Raw genomic sequence first — 15389 nt, 5'->3', positions numbered from 1 at the left:
CGGGTTCGATTCCCGCCACGGCCTCCACCTGCCCGACCAGGCAGAACTCAAGGGCGGCACTCCGGAAGGGTGTCGCCCTTCTGGACGGTCCCCGTCGTCCCGGCGGATCAGTCGGCGCTGAGCACCCCGCCCGCCTCGTCCTGGAACGCCTCGGTCCAGTAGTGCCAGCCGGTGTCCGTGAGGGTGATGGTCGGGTCCACGGACGACAGGACCTGGACCATGGTGGCCGCCAGCTGGGCGTACGGTCCCTCGGACAGTCCGTGGTCCAGGTCCTCGTCGATCGCGCGCTCGCGGTGCAGCAGCCAGAGCGTGAACGCGAGCGTGGAGACGTCGGTGTTGAGCGGGTGGAGCCTGGCCTCGGGCTCGCTCCAGTGCAGGACCGCGCCCGTTCTGCCGTCGAGGACCAGGCTGTTGTCCTCGACGAGACAGCCGAGGCGGATCAAGTGGTCCGCCCCGTCGGGGAGTTCCGCTCCGGGGGCGTCGGCGTGGTGCTCGGCGAGGGTCGGCAGCGGGACGTCGGTGTCCAGCTGGAAGAGGACGGCGTCCTCGGGCAGGCCGGTGTCGCGCAGGAAGCGGCGGGTCGGTTCGTGGGTGAGCGTGGCGGGGAAGTCGACGTCCTCGAAGCGCCAGACGCCGCCCTGCCCGAACTCCTGGTCCAGGAGACGGGCGGGAAGGTCCAGGACCGACCCGGACGGCGTGCCCGGACCCGCGACGAGGGACAGCGGGCGGATCAGCGCCGCCATCCGCCAGTACGGCGGCACCTCACCGTCCGCGCCCTCCTCGAAGACCGCGAACAGCTGACGCGAGGCCTCCGCCGCCACCTGCGGTCCGAAGCGGCCGGCGTAGGAGGCGAACTGTCCGCGCAGCTCGGCCAGTTCCTCCGCCGCCGAAGCGAAACGGACGAGCTTCTCCAGCGAGGGGGCCAGCGGGCGGCGCTCCATGAGTTCCGGGGTGTCGTACCAGAAGTCGGTCGTGGACACCTCGCCCGTGGCGCCGTCGAGCAGGACCGGTTCCGTCTCCTGGCCCTCGATGTCGAGCAGTCCGCCGATGACCAGCTGGTCCCGCAGCTCCTCGGCCAGCCGCCCCTCGGGGCCGCCGGTCGCGTCGGTCACCGTCCGCAGGCCCTCGCGCTCCAGCTCCGTGAAGCTCAGCAGGCCGATCTCGGAAGGCAGTCCGGGCCCCGCCAGCCAGCGGCGCGTCGAGGCGTGCGTGACGAGGCGTTCCAGGTCGTCGTCGGTCAGTGTGATCACCGCGGTGGCGGTCGTGCTCATCGTTCCCCCGTGCGTGCAAGTTCGCAGTCCCAGGCAGTCCCGGGGCAGTTCGCAGGCAGTTCCCCGAGCAGGGCTGGACGGGCCGAGCAGTGCAGGTCTCGCCGCCGTTCCCCACTGACAGGAACACTACGCGGCACCACTGACAACGCCCCTTGGCTCAGAAGACGTCAGGCGACCCTCGCGCGTTCCCTCTCCGCCACAATCGCCTCCACCGTCTCCCCCACCGACAGCTCCGAGGTGTCCAGCCACAGACCGATCCGCGCCGTCTCGGCCCGCAGACCCGGTCCAGCTCCGTGACCGACCAGTGCGCCCCGTACCCCGTCTTGCCCCGCCCTGCCTCCCGGGCGGCCACGGCCTCGGGGCCCGGCGCCAGGACGACGACGTACAGCGGGCGGGTGCGGATCAGGGGTGCGTATGCCGACAGCCAGAAACCCAGCACCGCAGCCCATGGCAGGGAACGGGTTTCGCTTTTTGGGCGCAAGACCGCGATGTGACTGGTCAAGCTCGCAATCGTGCGTTGCGAGAACCAAGCGTGCACGCCGTACCGATCGAGAGCCAAGACGGTACATCCGAGCTTTGCTCACAAACCGGGCAGGTTCCATCCCGGCCGGTGTTGATGGAGCAAGACCCCCCAGGCCGCAGGCCTGAGGGGCGTCCTGAGCCAGGAATCCCTCTGCTTCGGCTGGGGAGGGTTCAAGTCAGATACACGCCGCCCAGCACAACCGCTAGCGCCGCGAGAGCGAACAGCAGGATCCATAGCACCAACTTCCCGACGCCCGGCGTCGGTTCGTACCGCTGCGGATCCTGCTGGCTCACTGCGTCGTCACCACCGCGGCCTGCGGCCGGATCGGCAGCCGGTTCACCGGGCGCCCGGTGGCGGCCCGTACGGCGGAGGCGATGGCCGCCGGCGAGGTCACCACCGGCACCGCGCTCACCGCCTTCGCGCCGAAGGGGGCGACCACGTCCCGCTCCTCGACCAGCTTCACGATCCGGATGTCCGGGGCGTCCAGGGCCGTCGGCAGCGCGTAGCCCGTGAGGTCGGGGTGGCGGATCAGCCCGCGCGCGGTGCGCAGGTTCTCCGTCAGCGCTATGCCCACGCCCTGGGTGACGCCCGCCTCGATGCGCGCGGCGAGCTGGGCCGGGTTCAGGATCCGTCCCACGTCCTGGGCGACGGCGAGTTCGACGACCCGGACCGAGCCGAGCTCGATGTCGACGTCCACCACCGCGCGGATCGCGCAGAAGGCCATGCCCACGAAGGCGTCGCCCTGGCCGGACTCGTTCAGGGGTTCCGTGGGGTGCGGGCGGCACTGTGCGGTCGCCCACAGTTCCTTGCCGTCCATGGCCTCGGTGACGGTGGTCGACAGGACGCCGTCGTACGAGGTGATCTTGCCGTCGGTGATCTGGAGCAGTTCGGTGGACATCCCGAACTTGTGCGCCAGCGGCTGGAGCAGTTGCGTGCGGACCATCTTCGCGGCCCGTTCCACCGCGCCGCCCGAGACCCAGGTGTGGCGGCCCCGGCAGCCCGGGCCCGCCGGGGGCTGGTCGGTGTCCACGGGCGCGACGTGCACCTCGTCGATGCCGAGGGTCTCCTGGACGATCTGGCGGGCCAGTGTCGTGAAGCCCTGGCCGGACTCGACGGCCGCGCACAGGACCGTGGCCACGCCGTCGTGGACCTTCACCGTGGCGGTGGAGACCTCGTCGGCGCCCTCCGCGCCGAGCATGTGCACCATGCCGAGGCCGTAGCCCACACCGCGTCGGATGGCGCCCGGCTCGCCCGCGCCCTCGGGGCCGCCGGGCAGCAGCCACTCGTCCTCGGGGGTGTCCTTGGGCAGCGCGGGCAGCGGGAAGTCCCGTACGGCCTGGAGGAGTTCGGCGACCGGTGCCGGGCAGGTCACCGTCTGGCCGGTCGGGAGCACGTCGCCGGTGGCGAGCGCGTTGCGCAGGCGCAGTTCCGCCGGGTCGACGCCGAGCTTCTTGGCCAGCTTGTCCATCTGCGCCTCGTAGGCGGCGCAGACCTGCATGGCGCCCTCGCCGCGTACATGGCCGGACGGCGGGTTGTTGGTGCGTACGGCCCAGCCCTCGATGAAGGCGTTCGGGACGACGTACGGGCCGCAGGCGAAGCCCACGGCGGCCGCGAGGGCCTCGGCGGAGGTGTCGGCGTAGGCGCCCGCGTCGAGCAGGATCTGTGCCTCGACCTTCACCAGCCTGCCCTCGGCATCCGCGTGGTGGCGGTATCTGAGGAGCGTCGGGTGGCGGTGCGCGTGGCCGAGGAAGGACTCCTCGCGCGTGGCGGTGAGCTTGACCGGGCAGCCGGTCTTGAGCGCGAGCAGGCCGAGCGGGAGCTGGACGCCCTGGTCCTCGCGGTCGGCGGTGGCGCCGGGGACACCGGTGACGACGACCTTGACGCGTTCGGGTTCCAGGCCGTAGCAGGCGGCGGCGGTGTCCCGGTCGGTGTGCGGGTCGGTGGAGGCCAGGTACAGCTCGACGCCCCCGTCGGGGCGCGGCACGGCGAGGCCGGCCTCGGCGCCGATGGGGGCCGGGTCCTGGCGGCCGATGCGGTACTGGCCCTCGACGACGATCTCGCCGCTCACGGACGGGTCGCCGTGGTGCAGCGGGATGTGCCGGATCAGATTGCCGTCGGCGTGCAGCGGCTCGGCCTCGAAGGCCTGCTCCGGGTCGGTCACCGGGTCGAGCACCTCGTACTCGACGATGACGGCCGCCGCGGCCATCCGCGCGGTGTCGGGGTGGTCGGCGGCGACGGCCGCGATGGGCTCGCCGTGGTGCCGTACGACCTCGGAGGCGAAGACCGGGCGGTCGGCCTTGCCGCGGCCGTGGACCGGGCTGCCGGGCACGTCCTCGTGCGTGACGACGGCGCGTACGCCGGGCATGTCGCGCGCGTGGGACGTGTCGATGGACAGGATGCGCGCGTGCGCGTGCGGGGAGCGCAGCACGGCCGCCCACAGCAGGCCCTCGGCCCACAGGTCGGCCGCGTAGGGGAAGGTGCCCTCGGTCTTGGCACGGGCGTCGGCGGTCGGCAGGGAGACGCCGATGCCGTGCGGGATCGGCTCGGGGGCGGGGGCTGCCTCCGCGGGGGTGGTCGCGGTGGCGGCTTCGTTGCTCACGCCTGGCCTCCGTCCTGTCCGTACGCCTGGTCATGGCGCGGCTCGAAGGCCGACGGGTTGACGCCGCCGGCTCCGGGGCCCGCCTGATGGGGGATACGTGCCTCGTCCGTGTCCGACTCAGATTCCGCCGCGGCGTGGTGTGCCGCGCGCTCCGCGACGACCGCCTGGACGGCGTCCACGACGCCCCGGTAGCCGGAGCAGCGGCACAGGTTGCCGCACAGTGCCTGGCGGGTCTCCAGCTCGGACGGCGCCGGGTTGCCCTCCAGGAGGTCGTGCACGGTCATCGCCATGCCGGGCACGCAGAACCCGCACTGCACCGCGCCGCACTTGGCGAGCGCGCGCTGCACGTCGGAGGGGCGCCCGTCCTCGGCGAGGCCCTCGACGGTACGGACCTCGCTGCCGGCGGCGGTGACGCCGGGCACCAGGCAGGAGGCGACGAGGCGTCCGTCGACCTGGACGTTGCACGCCCCGCACTCGCCCTGCGAGCAGCCGTCCTTGGCGCCCGCGAGGCCGAGGCGTTCGCGCAGCACGTAGAGCAGCGACTCGCCGATCCAGGCGTCGGCGACGGGGCGTTCGACGCCGTTGACGCGCAGGACGTAGGAGGCGAGGGGGTGTTCTTCGCCGGAGGGCGCGGGGGCCTGCTCGTCCGGGGCCGCGGCGGAGTCGTCGGCGGCCTCGGGGGCGGCGGCGTGCTCTTCCTCGGTCCGCGTCCCGGCTTCGTCGTCGCCGTCGGCGGGGGTGTGCTCCGCGTGCGGCTCGGCGACCGCCTCAGCGGTCTCCACGGCCCCTGGGGCGCCTTCGGGCCCCTCGACTGCCGCCGCGGCCTCATCGGGGCCTTGAGCGGGCTGTGAGGCGCCGGGGGTGGGGGTGTCCGCGGAGGGCTCGGCGGGGGCGGGTGCGGCGCTCGTCTCCACGGGTGCGTGGGTGTCCGGCACGGCGTGGTCCGGAGCGTCGGCGACCGCGTGGCCGCCGTTGTGCGCGCCGTTCGGCACGTGCGCGTGCCCGTCGCCCGGCGGCTCGGAGTCCCACGGCTGTCCCGTCGGCGTCGCCCACGGGGCGGACGCGCCGCCGGGCAGTGTGGCCGGCGGTGTGCCACCCCACTGCTCGACCAGGGACGACGTGGTGAACTCGCCCGATTCGTCCGGAAGGTCACCACCGGCGACGGGGATCGACCACTGCCCGGTCACATCGTGCCCGGGCGCGGGAGCGATCTCCGCGGCCTCCGTGTGCTCCTGGAAGTTCCACTGCCCGGTCGCGCCCGGGCTGTACGTGAACCGGTCGTCCACGCCGCCCTGCGGCACGGCGTTCGGGTCGGGCCACTGGGTGCCGTCGACGGGCACGGCCCAGGCACCGGTGGCGCCGTCGGGGGCCACCGTTATCTGCGGCGGCACATAGCCGTGGCCGGGCGCGGCGAGCGGAGTGTCGGAGGCCAGCAAGGCCTCGATGCCGCCCTCGGGGAGCTTCACGAAGGCGGTCGCGCCGTCGTCGTAGTCGCCCTGGGGCAGCGGGTCCCAGCGGCCGCCGCCCTGGGGCATGGCCTCTTCGTTCCGGTCGTCGGTCACGACAGCGCCCTCCCCAGTGCTCGTCGGGCCAGCGCGGCGACGGTGCGCCGCAGATGCAGTACGCCGGGCGGAAGCTGTGGCACCGAGCCGTCCGCCTCCGGGGCCGGGTCGGGGATGCAGGCCGCGGCGACGTACTCACCGAAGGCCTGCAATGCCTCCGGGACGAGCGCGCGGTTGTTGTCCCAGTCGATCAGCCGGCCGACCCACAGCTCGGCGTCCAGCGGCCGCAGCGGCATCGGCGCTATGGCTCCGACGGCGCACCGCACTCCGCGCCGGGCGGGGTCCAGGACGAGCGCGACGGAGGCCATCGCCCGTCCGGGGCCGGTGCGGCCGGTGGCCTTGAGAAAGACCTGCGGCGCGTGCAGCAGCGGCACGCGCACGAAGCCGATGAGTTCGCCGGCGCGCAGCATCTCCATGCCGGCCAGCAGATGCGACACCGGGATCTCCCGGCGGGCTCCGCCCGGGCCCGCGATGATCAGCGTCGCTTCGAGAGCGGCGAGGACCGGGAGCGCGTCACCGGTGGGGGACGCCGTGGCGATGTTGCCGCCCAGGGTGCCCGCGTTGCGGATCTGCGGCGGGCCCGCCGCGCGCGCCGAGGCGGCGAGCGCGGGGATGAGGGCGGCGAAGTCGGGCCGGCCCATCCGCGCGTGGGTGAGTCCGGCGCCGAGCAGGGCGTGCCCGTCCTGGTACTGCCAGCCGCGGATCTCGCTGATGCGGCCGAGGCCCACCAGGGCGGCGGGCCTGAGCTGGCCGGAGTTGACGGCGGCCATGAGGTCGGTGCCGCCCGCGACGGGCACGGCTGCGGGCATGGCGGTGAGGGCCGTCACTGCCTCGTCCAGCGTCGTGGGCAGCGTGACGGCCTGCGCCGCCTGCGGTGCGTGCGTGGTCAAACCGGCTGCCCCTTCCCGCTGCCCCACCTGGTCCCACCTGTTGCTGCCGTACGGTACGTGCTGACAGGGCGGACGTGGCAACTCTGGCACATCTTCGCCGGGGCCGAAGACAGGGGTCCGCTAGGAGGCATTCGCCCACGTCGTCGGGGAGATGGTCCGTTTTCGTACGGCATCACCGGTGCGTACGGATTGACACTCTTCGGTGATGCTTTCGGGCTTTATCCGTAACCTGTTCGGAAGACCTACCTGTTCGGTGGCGGCCCCGCGATCGGCCGGCCGAGCACTCCTGGGCGCCGCTGCCAGGGCCGCGGTCCGGCGGGCGGCCGGTAGGAGACGCCCAGGGCGTCAAGTCGCTCGTAGTGCCGGACCATTCGCCGCTCGAAGCCGTCGAAGTCGCGCTCGGCAGGGGCGGGCAGATCGCTCCACGCGACCTCGGCGAAGGCCGAAAGCCTGGGAAACGCCTGGTAGTCCACGCGCGCCTGGTCCTCCATCACCTCGGTCCACAGGTTGGCCTGCGTGCCGAGGACATGCGCCGCCTCCGCCGAGGTCAGCTCCGCTGGAACGGGTTCGAAGCGATACACGTCCTCCAGGGTGCGGACGTAGCCGATGGGGACCGGCTCGTCGGCGCCCTCGTGCTGACGGTGGTCCAAGTACACCTGCTGTTCAGGACACATGACGACGTCGTGGCCCGCGCGCGCGGCCGTGATGCCGCCCTCGTACCCGCGCCACGAGGACACGGCCGCGCCCCGGGCGAGACCGCCCTCCAGGATCTCGTCCCAGCCGATGAGCCGGCGGCCGCGCGCGGTGAGCCACTTGTCGAAGTGCCCGATGAACCACGACTGCAAGCCGTCCTCGTCGCCGACCCCGAGTTCCTTGATCCGGGCCTGTGCGGCGGGTGAGGCCCGCCACTGATCCTTCAGGCATTCGTCGCCGCCGACGTGAATGAACTCACTCGGGAACAGTTCCAGGAGTTCCTCGAAGACGCCCTCGTAGAAGCGCAGGGTGTTGTCAGTGGGGGCGAGTACGTTCGGAGAGATACCCCAGGTGTCCCAGACGGAGAGGGAGGTGTCGGTGTTGCCGAGTTCCGGATACGCGGCGATGGCCGCCTGCGAGTGTCCCGGTACGTCGATTTCGGGGACGACGGTGATATGCCGCTCGGCGGCGTAGGCCACGATCTCCCGGATGTCGTCCTGCGTGTAGTAGCCACCGTGCGGCTTCTCCTCCCACAACGGCGAGGCCCGGTGGCCGAATTTGGTACGTGCCCGCCATGAGCCGACCTCGGTCAGCCGGGGATACCTCTCGATCTCGATCCGCCAGCCCTGGTCGTCCGTCAAGTGGAAGTGGAAGACGTTGAGTTTGTGGGCGGCCATCAGATCGAGGTAGCGCAGGACACCGTCCTTGGGCATGAAGTGCCGGGCGACGTCGAGCATGAGGCCGCGCCAGCGGAAGCGGGGGGCGTCCTCGATGGTCTGGTGCTGGACGCCGTATTCGAGTCCGGGGTCGATGGGAGCGCGCCGGAAGGCGTCGGGGCCGAGGAGTTGACGCAGTGACTGCGCGCCCCAGAACACCCCGGCCGAGCCGCCGCCCGTGATCTCGACGCCCCAGTTGAGGGTGACCTTCAGTCGGTACCCCTCCGGGTCCAGGGTGTCGTCGAGCCGCAGCGTGACGGTGTTCTCGGCACCCTCCTGCCCGGGCGGCAGCGACAGCCCCAGGGCCGCGCCCACCGTGGAGCGCAGCCACCGCTGCGTGCCCTCGGTGCCCGGCGCGCCCCACAGGGCGGTGTCCACCCCGAAGACGAACCCGCGGGGACTGGGCCCTTCGACGGCGCGCGGCGCCGGAATCAGATCCGCAAGTGAAGTCACGTCAGTCCTTTACCGCTCCGCCCAGCCCCGAGACCAGCCGTCGCTGTACGAGTACGAAGAACACCAGCACCGGAACCGTCATCACCGTCGACGCCGCCATCACGCCGCCCCAGTCCGGCTCGTCCGGCTTGTAGAAGACCAGCAGGGCCATCGGCAGCGTCGACTGGGACGTGTCGCTGATGATGAACGACTTGGCGAACAGGAAGTCGTTCCAGGCCGAGATGAAGGAAAACACGCTCGTGGCCACCAACCCGGGGAACACGAGCGGGAAAAGGATCTGCCACAGGAATCGCGCCCGGCTCGCCCCGTCGATGTACGCGGCCTCCTCCAGCGCCTCGGGCACCGCTTTCACGAACCCCCGCAGCATCCAGATCGCGAAGGGCAGCGAGAAGGCGATGTGCGGCAGGATCAGCGAGCCCAGCGTGTTCAGCTGGCCGAAGTCCCGCATGAGGAAGAAGAGGGGGATGGTGAGTGCCTCCACCGGCACCATCTGCGCCACCAGGAACATGATCAGCAGCGTGGTCCGGAAGCGGAAGCGGAATCGCGTCACCGCGGTCGCCGCGAGAAACGCGATCAGTGCGGAGGCGATCACCACCGTGCACGCCACGACAAGGCTGTTGACGAAATACCGACCGAAATCCTGCTGGCCGAACACGCGCCGGAAGGAATCCAGGGAGGGCGAAAGCGTCCAGGGCCGCGGCTCGGCCGACTCGATCTCCCCGGCCGGTTTGAAGGCGCTCAGCACCATCCAGTAGAGGGGGAAGGCGACGACCACGGCGATCAGCAGCGCGGACGCCTCGGCGGCCAACCGCCACGGACGCCTCACAAAAGACCGCGCCTGGGCTCGTACAAGATTCACAGCTCCTCCCCCTGCCTGCGGAGCAGTCGCAGATACGCCAGCGTCACGGCGAGCAGGATCAGCAGCATCACGATTCCGATCGCCGAGCCGAGGCCGTACTGCGAGGAAGCGAACGCCTGCTGGTAGGCGTAGACGTTCAGGACGAGGTTCTGGCCCGCGATGCCGCCGCCGTTCGTCATGACGTAGATCTGGGTGAAGACCTTGAAGTCCCAGATGACCGACTGGATCGTGACGACCACCAGGATCGGCCGCAGCATCGGCGCCAGCACCGACCGCCAGATCCGCCAGTGCGAGGCGCCGTCGAGGGCCGCGGCCTCCAGCACCTCGCCCGGGACGGCGCGGATACCGGCGTACACCGTGACCATCACGAACGGGAAGGAGCACCACACCACTTCGAGCAGTACGAGGAAGAAGGCACTGAAGCGTCCGTACATCCACGAGTGGTCACCGAGGCCCAGAACCCGGTTCACCGGCCCGAAGTCCGCATCGAACAAAAACAGCCACACCGTCGACCCCGTGACGGCCGGGGTCGCCCACGCCCCCAGCGCGGCCAGCATCAACACCAGCCGCGGCACGGCGCGCACCCGCGTGAGCAGCACGGCGAGGGCACACCCGACCGCGAGGGTGGACACCACACAGGCCGCGGCGAAGACGACGGTGGCGAGCAGTACCTGCCAGAACTGCGAGTCCCCGAAGAGCTCGGCGTAGTTGCCGAACCCTTCGAAGGTGGTCGGTTCACCACCGCTGACCTGGGCCTGGGTGTACTGGAAGAGCGAGATCAGCCCGAGCTGGTAGATGGGATAGACGAGCAGGGAGCCGAGAACGACGAGGGCGGGGGCGAGGTAGAGCCAGGGTGCTTTCTGATGCCGCGAACTCCGACCCACCAAGGGGCGCGGGGCTGTGTTGAATTTGCGGCTACCGCCGCGTGGGCGCGACAAGCCACGAACGGCCCGCACCCGCGAACGCTCCGCAGCCCCCGAGCTCGTAGGCGTGGCGCTCACCCGGCGGAGCCAAACGCCTCGTCCATCTTCGCGGCCGCATCCTTCGAAGCCGCAGCCACATCCTTCTTACCGCTGATGATCTCCTGCAACATCGTCGGCAGCACCAGCGACGAGTCGATCTGCGACCATCCCGGCGACGCCGGCACGAACTTCGTCCCCGCCCCCAGCGTCCGCGCGAACGGCTTCACATACGGCTCCCGCGCCGCCACCCGCTGCCGCACATCGGTGAATGTCGGCAGAAAGCCCATCGCGTCGAACATCGAGGTCTGCGTCTTCTTCGACGACAGCTGCTCCATCAGCTCGACGGCCAGCGTCCGGTGCGACGTGCTCTTCAGTACGCCGATGTTGTTGCCGCCCGCGAAGGCGGGAGCGATCGAGCCGGGCGCGACCCCCGGCAGCGGGACGACCGCGTACTTGCCCTTGACCTTGCCCGCCTCGACCGCCGTGTGGCTGAAGTCGCCGCCGATCGCCATGCCCGCCTTGCCGGCCGCGAACGCGGTGATCGTGTCGTTGCCGCCGAAGCCCGCGCACTTGGCGGCGGGACAGTTGTCGTCCGAGAACAGGGACGTGTACGCCTTGATGCCCTTCTGAGCGGCCGCGCTGTCGATCGCGGAGGTGTACGAGCCCGCTGCGCCGGTGGCGAGCTCGCCGCCGTTGGCCCACACGAACGGCATCGCGCCGTAGGTATAGGCGCCGCCGACGACCAGGCCGTACAACTCGGGCTCGGCGGCCCGGATCCTGCGGGCCGTGGAAGCCAGCTCGGCCATCGACTTCGGCACGTCGAGGCCGAGCTTCTTGAACACGTCCGTGCGGTAGTACAGGGCGCGTACGCCGACGTAGAACGGCGCCCCGTACACCTTGCCGTCCACCGTGACCGACTGCTTCGCCGTCGGGTCGGTGTCCTTCGCCTCGCTCCAGGCGCCGAACTCCTTCGTGACGTCGAGGAGTCCGCCGTCCTTCACATAGCCGGCGGTGTCGGTGTTGCCGTACTCCATGACGTCGGGCGCGGACTTCGGGTCGTTGAAGGCGGCCTTGACGCGCTGGGCGCGGGTCTCGATCGGGATGTACTCGACGTCGACCTTCGTGTCCTTGTGGGCCTTCCGGAAGGCGGTCACGACCGAGTCGACCACCTTCTCCTTGGGCTTGTTGCCGACCTCCTGGAAGAGCCAGACGCGCAGGGTGCCGGACTTCTCGTCCTTGTCGGAGGCGGAGTTGGTGGAGGTCTGCGGGGCGCAGGCGGTGACGACGAGGGCCGTGAGCAGAACGGCCAGGCGGGGGGATCGGGGGGAGCGCTTCATGGAGTGGACCTCCGGGCATGCGTTGCAACATATGCAATGACAGTTTCGCTCTGCACAACGGAGGCTAGGGACTACATGAACATGCCCACAAGAGGTCTCAACCACTTCGTGACCTGTGAGGGCATGCGAAAGGCCCCCGGAGCGCGCCGAAACGCGCCCCGGGGGCCTCGCGAAACTCAGTCGGGCAGCGGGCCCGGCAGCGGGCCTACTTGTCGCCGCCGCCCTTGCCGTCGCCGTCCCCGCCGGCACCCATGGACTCGTAGATCTCCTTGCACATGGGACACACGGGGTACTTCTTCGGGTCGCGGCCCGGCACCCAGACCTTGCCGCACAGCGCCACGACGGGGGTCCCGTCGAGGGCGCTCGCCATGATCTTGTCCTTCTGGACATAGTGGGCGAAGCGCTCGTGGTCACCGTCACCATGGGACACCTGCGGCGCCGGCTCTACGAGGGTCCCCGTTCCAGTCCCGCGCTCGCGCTGCGGCTGGGTCTCAGGCTCAAGAGTGCTCATAAAGGCAAGCGTACTGAAGCTCACAGACATCAGTTGAGCGAAGGGTCGTCCGGATACGTGGCCACCATCGCGAGCTCGCTGCGCTGGCGGCGCAGAACCTCGCGCCAGAGTCTTTCCGGGGACGGGGAGGAGACGTCGCCGGGTTCGGACTCGACGACGTACCAGGCACCCTCCACCAGCTCGTCCTCCAGCTGGCCGGGCCCCCAGCCGGCGTATCCGGCGAAGATCCTCAGCGACCCCAGGGCCGAGGCGAGAAGTTCCGGCGGTGCCTCCAGGTCGACCAGACCGATCGCCCCGTGCACCCGGCGCCAGCCCAGCGGGGCGCGCTCGCCGGACGCGCCGCCCGGGATGACGGCCACGCCGAGCGCGGAGTCGAGAGAGACCGGCCCGCCCTGGAAGACGACGCCGGGCTCACCGGTGAGGTCCGCCCAGCCCTCCAGGATGTCGCCCACGTCCACCGGAGTGGGCCGGTTGAGGACGACACCGAGGGAGCCCTCCTCGTCGTGGTCGAGAAGGAGCACCACCGCACGGTCGAAGTTCGGGTCCGCCAGGGCGGGCGTTGCCACGAGCAACCGCCCTGTGAGCGAGGACACCTCGGTCATGCCAGACATGATCCCGCATCTTCCCCGCGAGCGGGGAGGCAATGCGCGTACGGCAGGGAATGCAGCTCAGAGCGCAACCACGCGCCCCCACGCGCACAACCGCCCCGGTGACCCCATGTGCCCGGGACCGCACGGCACGTGTTGTGACACAGCTATGACGTGACTGGGCGGCACTTGGGCTTACGGAAGGGGGGTGGGCGGCGATTACCCTTTCCCTTCTGGCCACCTGCCCCACCAATCGGAACGCGAGATACATGACCGTCAACGGCTCTGACGACGTACTGCTTGTCCACGGCGGCACCCCGCTGGAGGGCGAGATCCGTGTTCGTGGTGCGAAGAACCTCGTACCGAAGGCCATGGTCGCCGCCCTGCTGGGCAGCGGACCGAGTCGACTGCGCAACGTTCCGGACATCCGTGACGTGCGAGTCGTACGCGGTCTGCTGCAACTGCATGGGGTGACGGTCCGTCCGGGTGAGGAGCCGGGCGAGCTGGTGATGGACCCCACGCACGTCGAGAGCGCGAACGTCGCCGACATCGATGCCCACGCGGGTTCCAGCCGTATCCCGATCCTGCTGTGCGGCCCGCTGCTGCACCGCCTCGGGCACGCCTTCATCCCCGGTCTCGGCGGCTGCGACATCGGCGGCCGGCCCATCGACTTCCACTTCGAGGTGCTGCGCCAGTTCGGCGCGACGATCGAGAAGCGGGCGGACGGGCAGTTCCTGGAGGCGCCGCGGCGCCTGCGCGGAACGAAGATCCGGCTGCCGTACCCGTCCGTGGGCGCGACCGAGCAGGTGCTGCTCACCGCGGTCCTCGCCGAAGGTGTCACCGAGCTCTCCAACGCCGCGGTGGAGCCGGAGATCGAGGACCTCATCTGCGTCCTGCAGAAAATGGGCGCCATCATCGCGATGGACACCGACCGCACGATCCGCGTCACCGGTGTGGACCAGCTCGGCGGCTACAACCACGCCGCCCTCCCGGACCGCCTGGAGGCCGCCTCGTGGGCTTCCGCGGCGCTGGCGACCGAAGGCAACATCTACGTCCGCGGCGCCCAGCAGCGCTCGATGATGACGTTCCTGAACACCTACCGGAAGGTGGGCGGCGCCTTCGAGATCGACGACGAGGGCATCCGCTTCTGGCACCCCGGCGGCCAGTTGAAGTCCATCGCGCTCGAAACCGACGTGCACCCGGGCTTCCAGACGGACTGGCAGCAGCCGCTGGTCGTGGCGCTCACCCAGGCCACCGGCCTGTCGATCATCCACGAGACGGTCTACGAGTCCCGCCTCGGATTCACCTCCGCGCTCAACCAGATGGGTGCTCACATCCAGCTGTACCGCGAGTGCCTGGGCGGCAGCGACTGCCGCTTCGGCCAGCGCAACTTCCTCCACTCGGCTGTCGTGTCGGGCCCGACGAAGCTCCAGGGCGCCGATCTGGTCATCCCCGACCTCCGCGGCGGCTTCTCCTACCTGATCGCCGCCCTCGCGGCCCAGGGGACCTCGAGGGTCCACGGCATCGACCTCATCAACCGCGGCTACGAGAACTTCATGGAGAAGTTGGTCGAGCTGGGCGCGAAGGTCGAACTGCCGGGCAAGGCGCTCGGCTGACCGTCGCCTCGTGACTCCGGCCCGGGGCGACGCCGCCCCCGGCTGGGGGCCCGGGGGTTATCCCCCGGATAGACACAGCATGGAGAAGCTCGTGGAACTCGGCGCGAAGGTCGAACTGCCGGGCAAGGCGCTCGGATAGCCCGGTTTCTGAGTACGACGATGGGGCGGCCCCTGGAAAAGGGGGCCGCCCCATTGGCGTTACTGCGCCTCGTACGTCGTACCGGACGTACCGTCAGGCCTTACTTGCCCTTGGCGGCTTCCTTGAGCTTGCTGCCCGCGGAGACCTTGACGCTGTAACCGGCGGGGATCTGGATCGGGTCGCCGGTCTGCGGGTTGCGCGCGGTGCGAGCGGCACGGTGGGTGCGCTCGAAGGTCAGGAAGCCGGGGATGGTGACCTTCTCGTCGCCCTTGGCGACGATCTCGCCGACAGTCTCGGCGAACGCGGCCAGCACGGCGTCGGCGTCCTTGCGGGTCACCTCGGCGCGGTCGGCCAGGGCGGCCACCAGCTCACTGCGGTTCATGTTGTTACTCCCGTGTTCTTTTGCCGTTGGGGCGTGCCACGCGGCGTAGCCGCACATTCGGCACAGCGATGCCGATGCTGCCAGGGTTCTCGGTAAGGCCCCGGACCCGGGTCCGTCGTCAGACCCTCGCGCCCAGAGACGCATCCTGCCCCCACCTGCGGCGCGAAAGCCAATCCGGCACCCGTAGGAATCATGAGAACACCCTTGGGTGTCACACGAAGAGAGGTCCCGAGCCTGGCCGACACGATAAACGGCGGCCAGGAGCCCCGGGTTCCACGACGCGCCGATG

Annotated in this window: 13 protein-coding genes and 1 pseudogene; 2 read left to right on the top strand and 12 right to left on the bottom strand. The window is 70.5% G+C overall.

Translation table 11 applies throughout. The features are described 5' to 3' along the window. Positions 1-107: 107 nt before the first annotated feature. The 11 genes and pseudogenes from QF037_RS28610 to QF037_RS28560 form a co-directional block, all read right to left on the bottom strand. Positions 108-1271, bottom strand: a complete 1164-nt coding sequence (locus QF037_RS28610; protein ID WP_307030017.1) for an SUKH-4 family immunity protein — start codon at positions 1269-1271, stop codon at positions 108-110. Positions 1272-1438: 167 nt separating this feature from the next. Next, a pseudogene (locus QF037_RS28605) lies at positions 1439-1710 on the bottom strand (phosphotransferase); the annotation flags it as partial. A 373-nt stretch (positions 1711-2083) separates the two neighbouring features. Then, positions 2084-4393: a xanthine dehydrogenase family protein molybdopterin-binding subunit gene (locus tag QF037_RS28600; RefSeq protein ID WP_307030015.1), complete on the bottom strand. Its 2310-nt coding sequence runs from the start codon at positions 4391-4393 to the stop codon at positions 2084-2086. Further along, the gene (locus QF037_RS28595; protein WP_307030014.1) at positions 4390-5955 is read right to left on the bottom strand and encodes a 2Fe-2S iron-sulfur cluster-binding protein; all 1566 of its coding nucleotides are present in this window, start codon (positions 5953-5955) and stop codon (positions 4390-4392) included. The genes QF037_RS28600 and QF037_RS28595 overlap by 4 nt, the downstream gene beginning before the upstream one ends. Then, positions 5952-6845 carry an FAD binding domain-containing protein gene (locus tag QF037_RS28590; RefSeq protein WP_307030012.1) on the bottom strand — a complete coding sequence of 298 codons (894 nt, stop codon included), beginning with the start codon at positions 6843-6845 and terminating at the stop codon, positions 5952-5954. Before QF037_RS28590 ends, QF037_RS28595 begins: the two co-directional genes overlap by 4 nt. Positions 6846-7087: 242 nt before the next feature. Further along, the gene (locus QF037_RS28585) at positions 7088-8707 is read right to left on the bottom strand and encodes a beta-N-acetylhexosaminidase (RefSeq protein ID WP_307030010.1); all 1620 of its coding nucleotides are present in this window, start codon (positions 8705-8707) and stop codon (positions 7088-7090) included. A gap of 1 nt (position 8708) precedes the next feature. Continuing rightward, positions 8709-9566, bottom strand: coding sequence for a carbohydrate ABC transporter permease (locus tag QF037_RS28580; RefSeq protein ID WP_307030008.1), 858 nt, complete (start codon positions 9564-9566; stop codon positions 8709-8711). After that, positions 9563-10522, bottom strand: a complete 960-nt coding sequence (locus tag QF037_RS28575) for a carbohydrate ABC transporter permease (RefSeq protein WP_373463826.1) — start codon at positions 10520-10522, stop codon at positions 9563-9565. Before QF037_RS28575 ends, QF037_RS28580 begins: the two co-directional genes overlap by 4 nt. A gap of 41 nt (positions 10523-10563) precedes the next feature. After that, positions 10564-11865, bottom strand: coding sequence for an extracellular solute-binding protein (locus QF037_RS28570; RefSeq protein WP_307030004.1), 1302 nt, complete (start codon positions 11863-11865; stop codon positions 10564-10566). 205 nt (positions 11866-12070) lie between these two features. Then, positions 12071-12376, bottom strand: a complete 306-nt coding sequence (locus QF037_RS28565) for a DUF3039 domain-containing protein (RefSeq protein ID WP_307030001.1) — start codon at positions 12374-12376, stop codon at positions 12071-12073. A 29-nt stretch (positions 12377-12405) separates the two neighbouring features. Beyond that, complete coding sequence (locus QF037_RS28560) at positions 12406-12978, bottom strand: YqgE/AlgH family protein (RefSeq protein WP_266826350.1); 573 nt, start codon at positions 12976-12978, stop codon at positions 12406-12408. A gap of 254 nt (positions 12979-13232) precedes the next feature. Here QF037_RS28560 and murA point away from each other — a divergent pair, with 254 nt between their 5' ends. Both murA and QF037_RS28550 read left to right on the top strand, forming a co-directional pair. After that, positions 13233-14579 carry a UDP-N-acetylglucosamine 1-carboxyvinyltransferase gene (gene murA, locus QF037_RS28555; protein ID WP_046258926.1) on the top strand — a complete coding sequence of 449 codons (1347 nt, stop codon included), beginning with the start codon at positions 13233-13235 and terminating at the stop codon, positions 14577-14579. Positions 14580-14589: 10 nt separating this feature from the next. Beyond that, positions 14590-14718, top strand: coding sequence for a hypothetical protein (locus tag QF037_RS28550; protein ID WP_307029999.1), 129 nt, complete (start codon positions 14590-14592; stop codon positions 14716-14718). Positions 14719-14818: 100 nt separating this feature from the next. On the opposite strand, the gene QF037_RS28545 is transcribed toward QF037_RS28550, so the two are convergent. Next, entirely contained in the window at positions 14819-15100 is a 282-nt protein-coding gene (locus QF037_RS28545) for an HU family DNA-binding protein (RefSeq protein WP_007382399.1), read from the bottom strand. Positions 15101-15389: the final 289 nt, after the last annotated feature.

This window comes from Streptomyces canus (assembly GCF_030815415.1).
In the GTDB taxonomy this organism is placed as follows: domain Bacteria; phylum Actinomycetota; class Actinomycetes; order Streptomycetales; family Streptomycetaceae; genus Streptomyces; species Streptomyces canus_F.
This window is presented reverse-complemented; position numbering and strand designations above follow the sequence as displayed.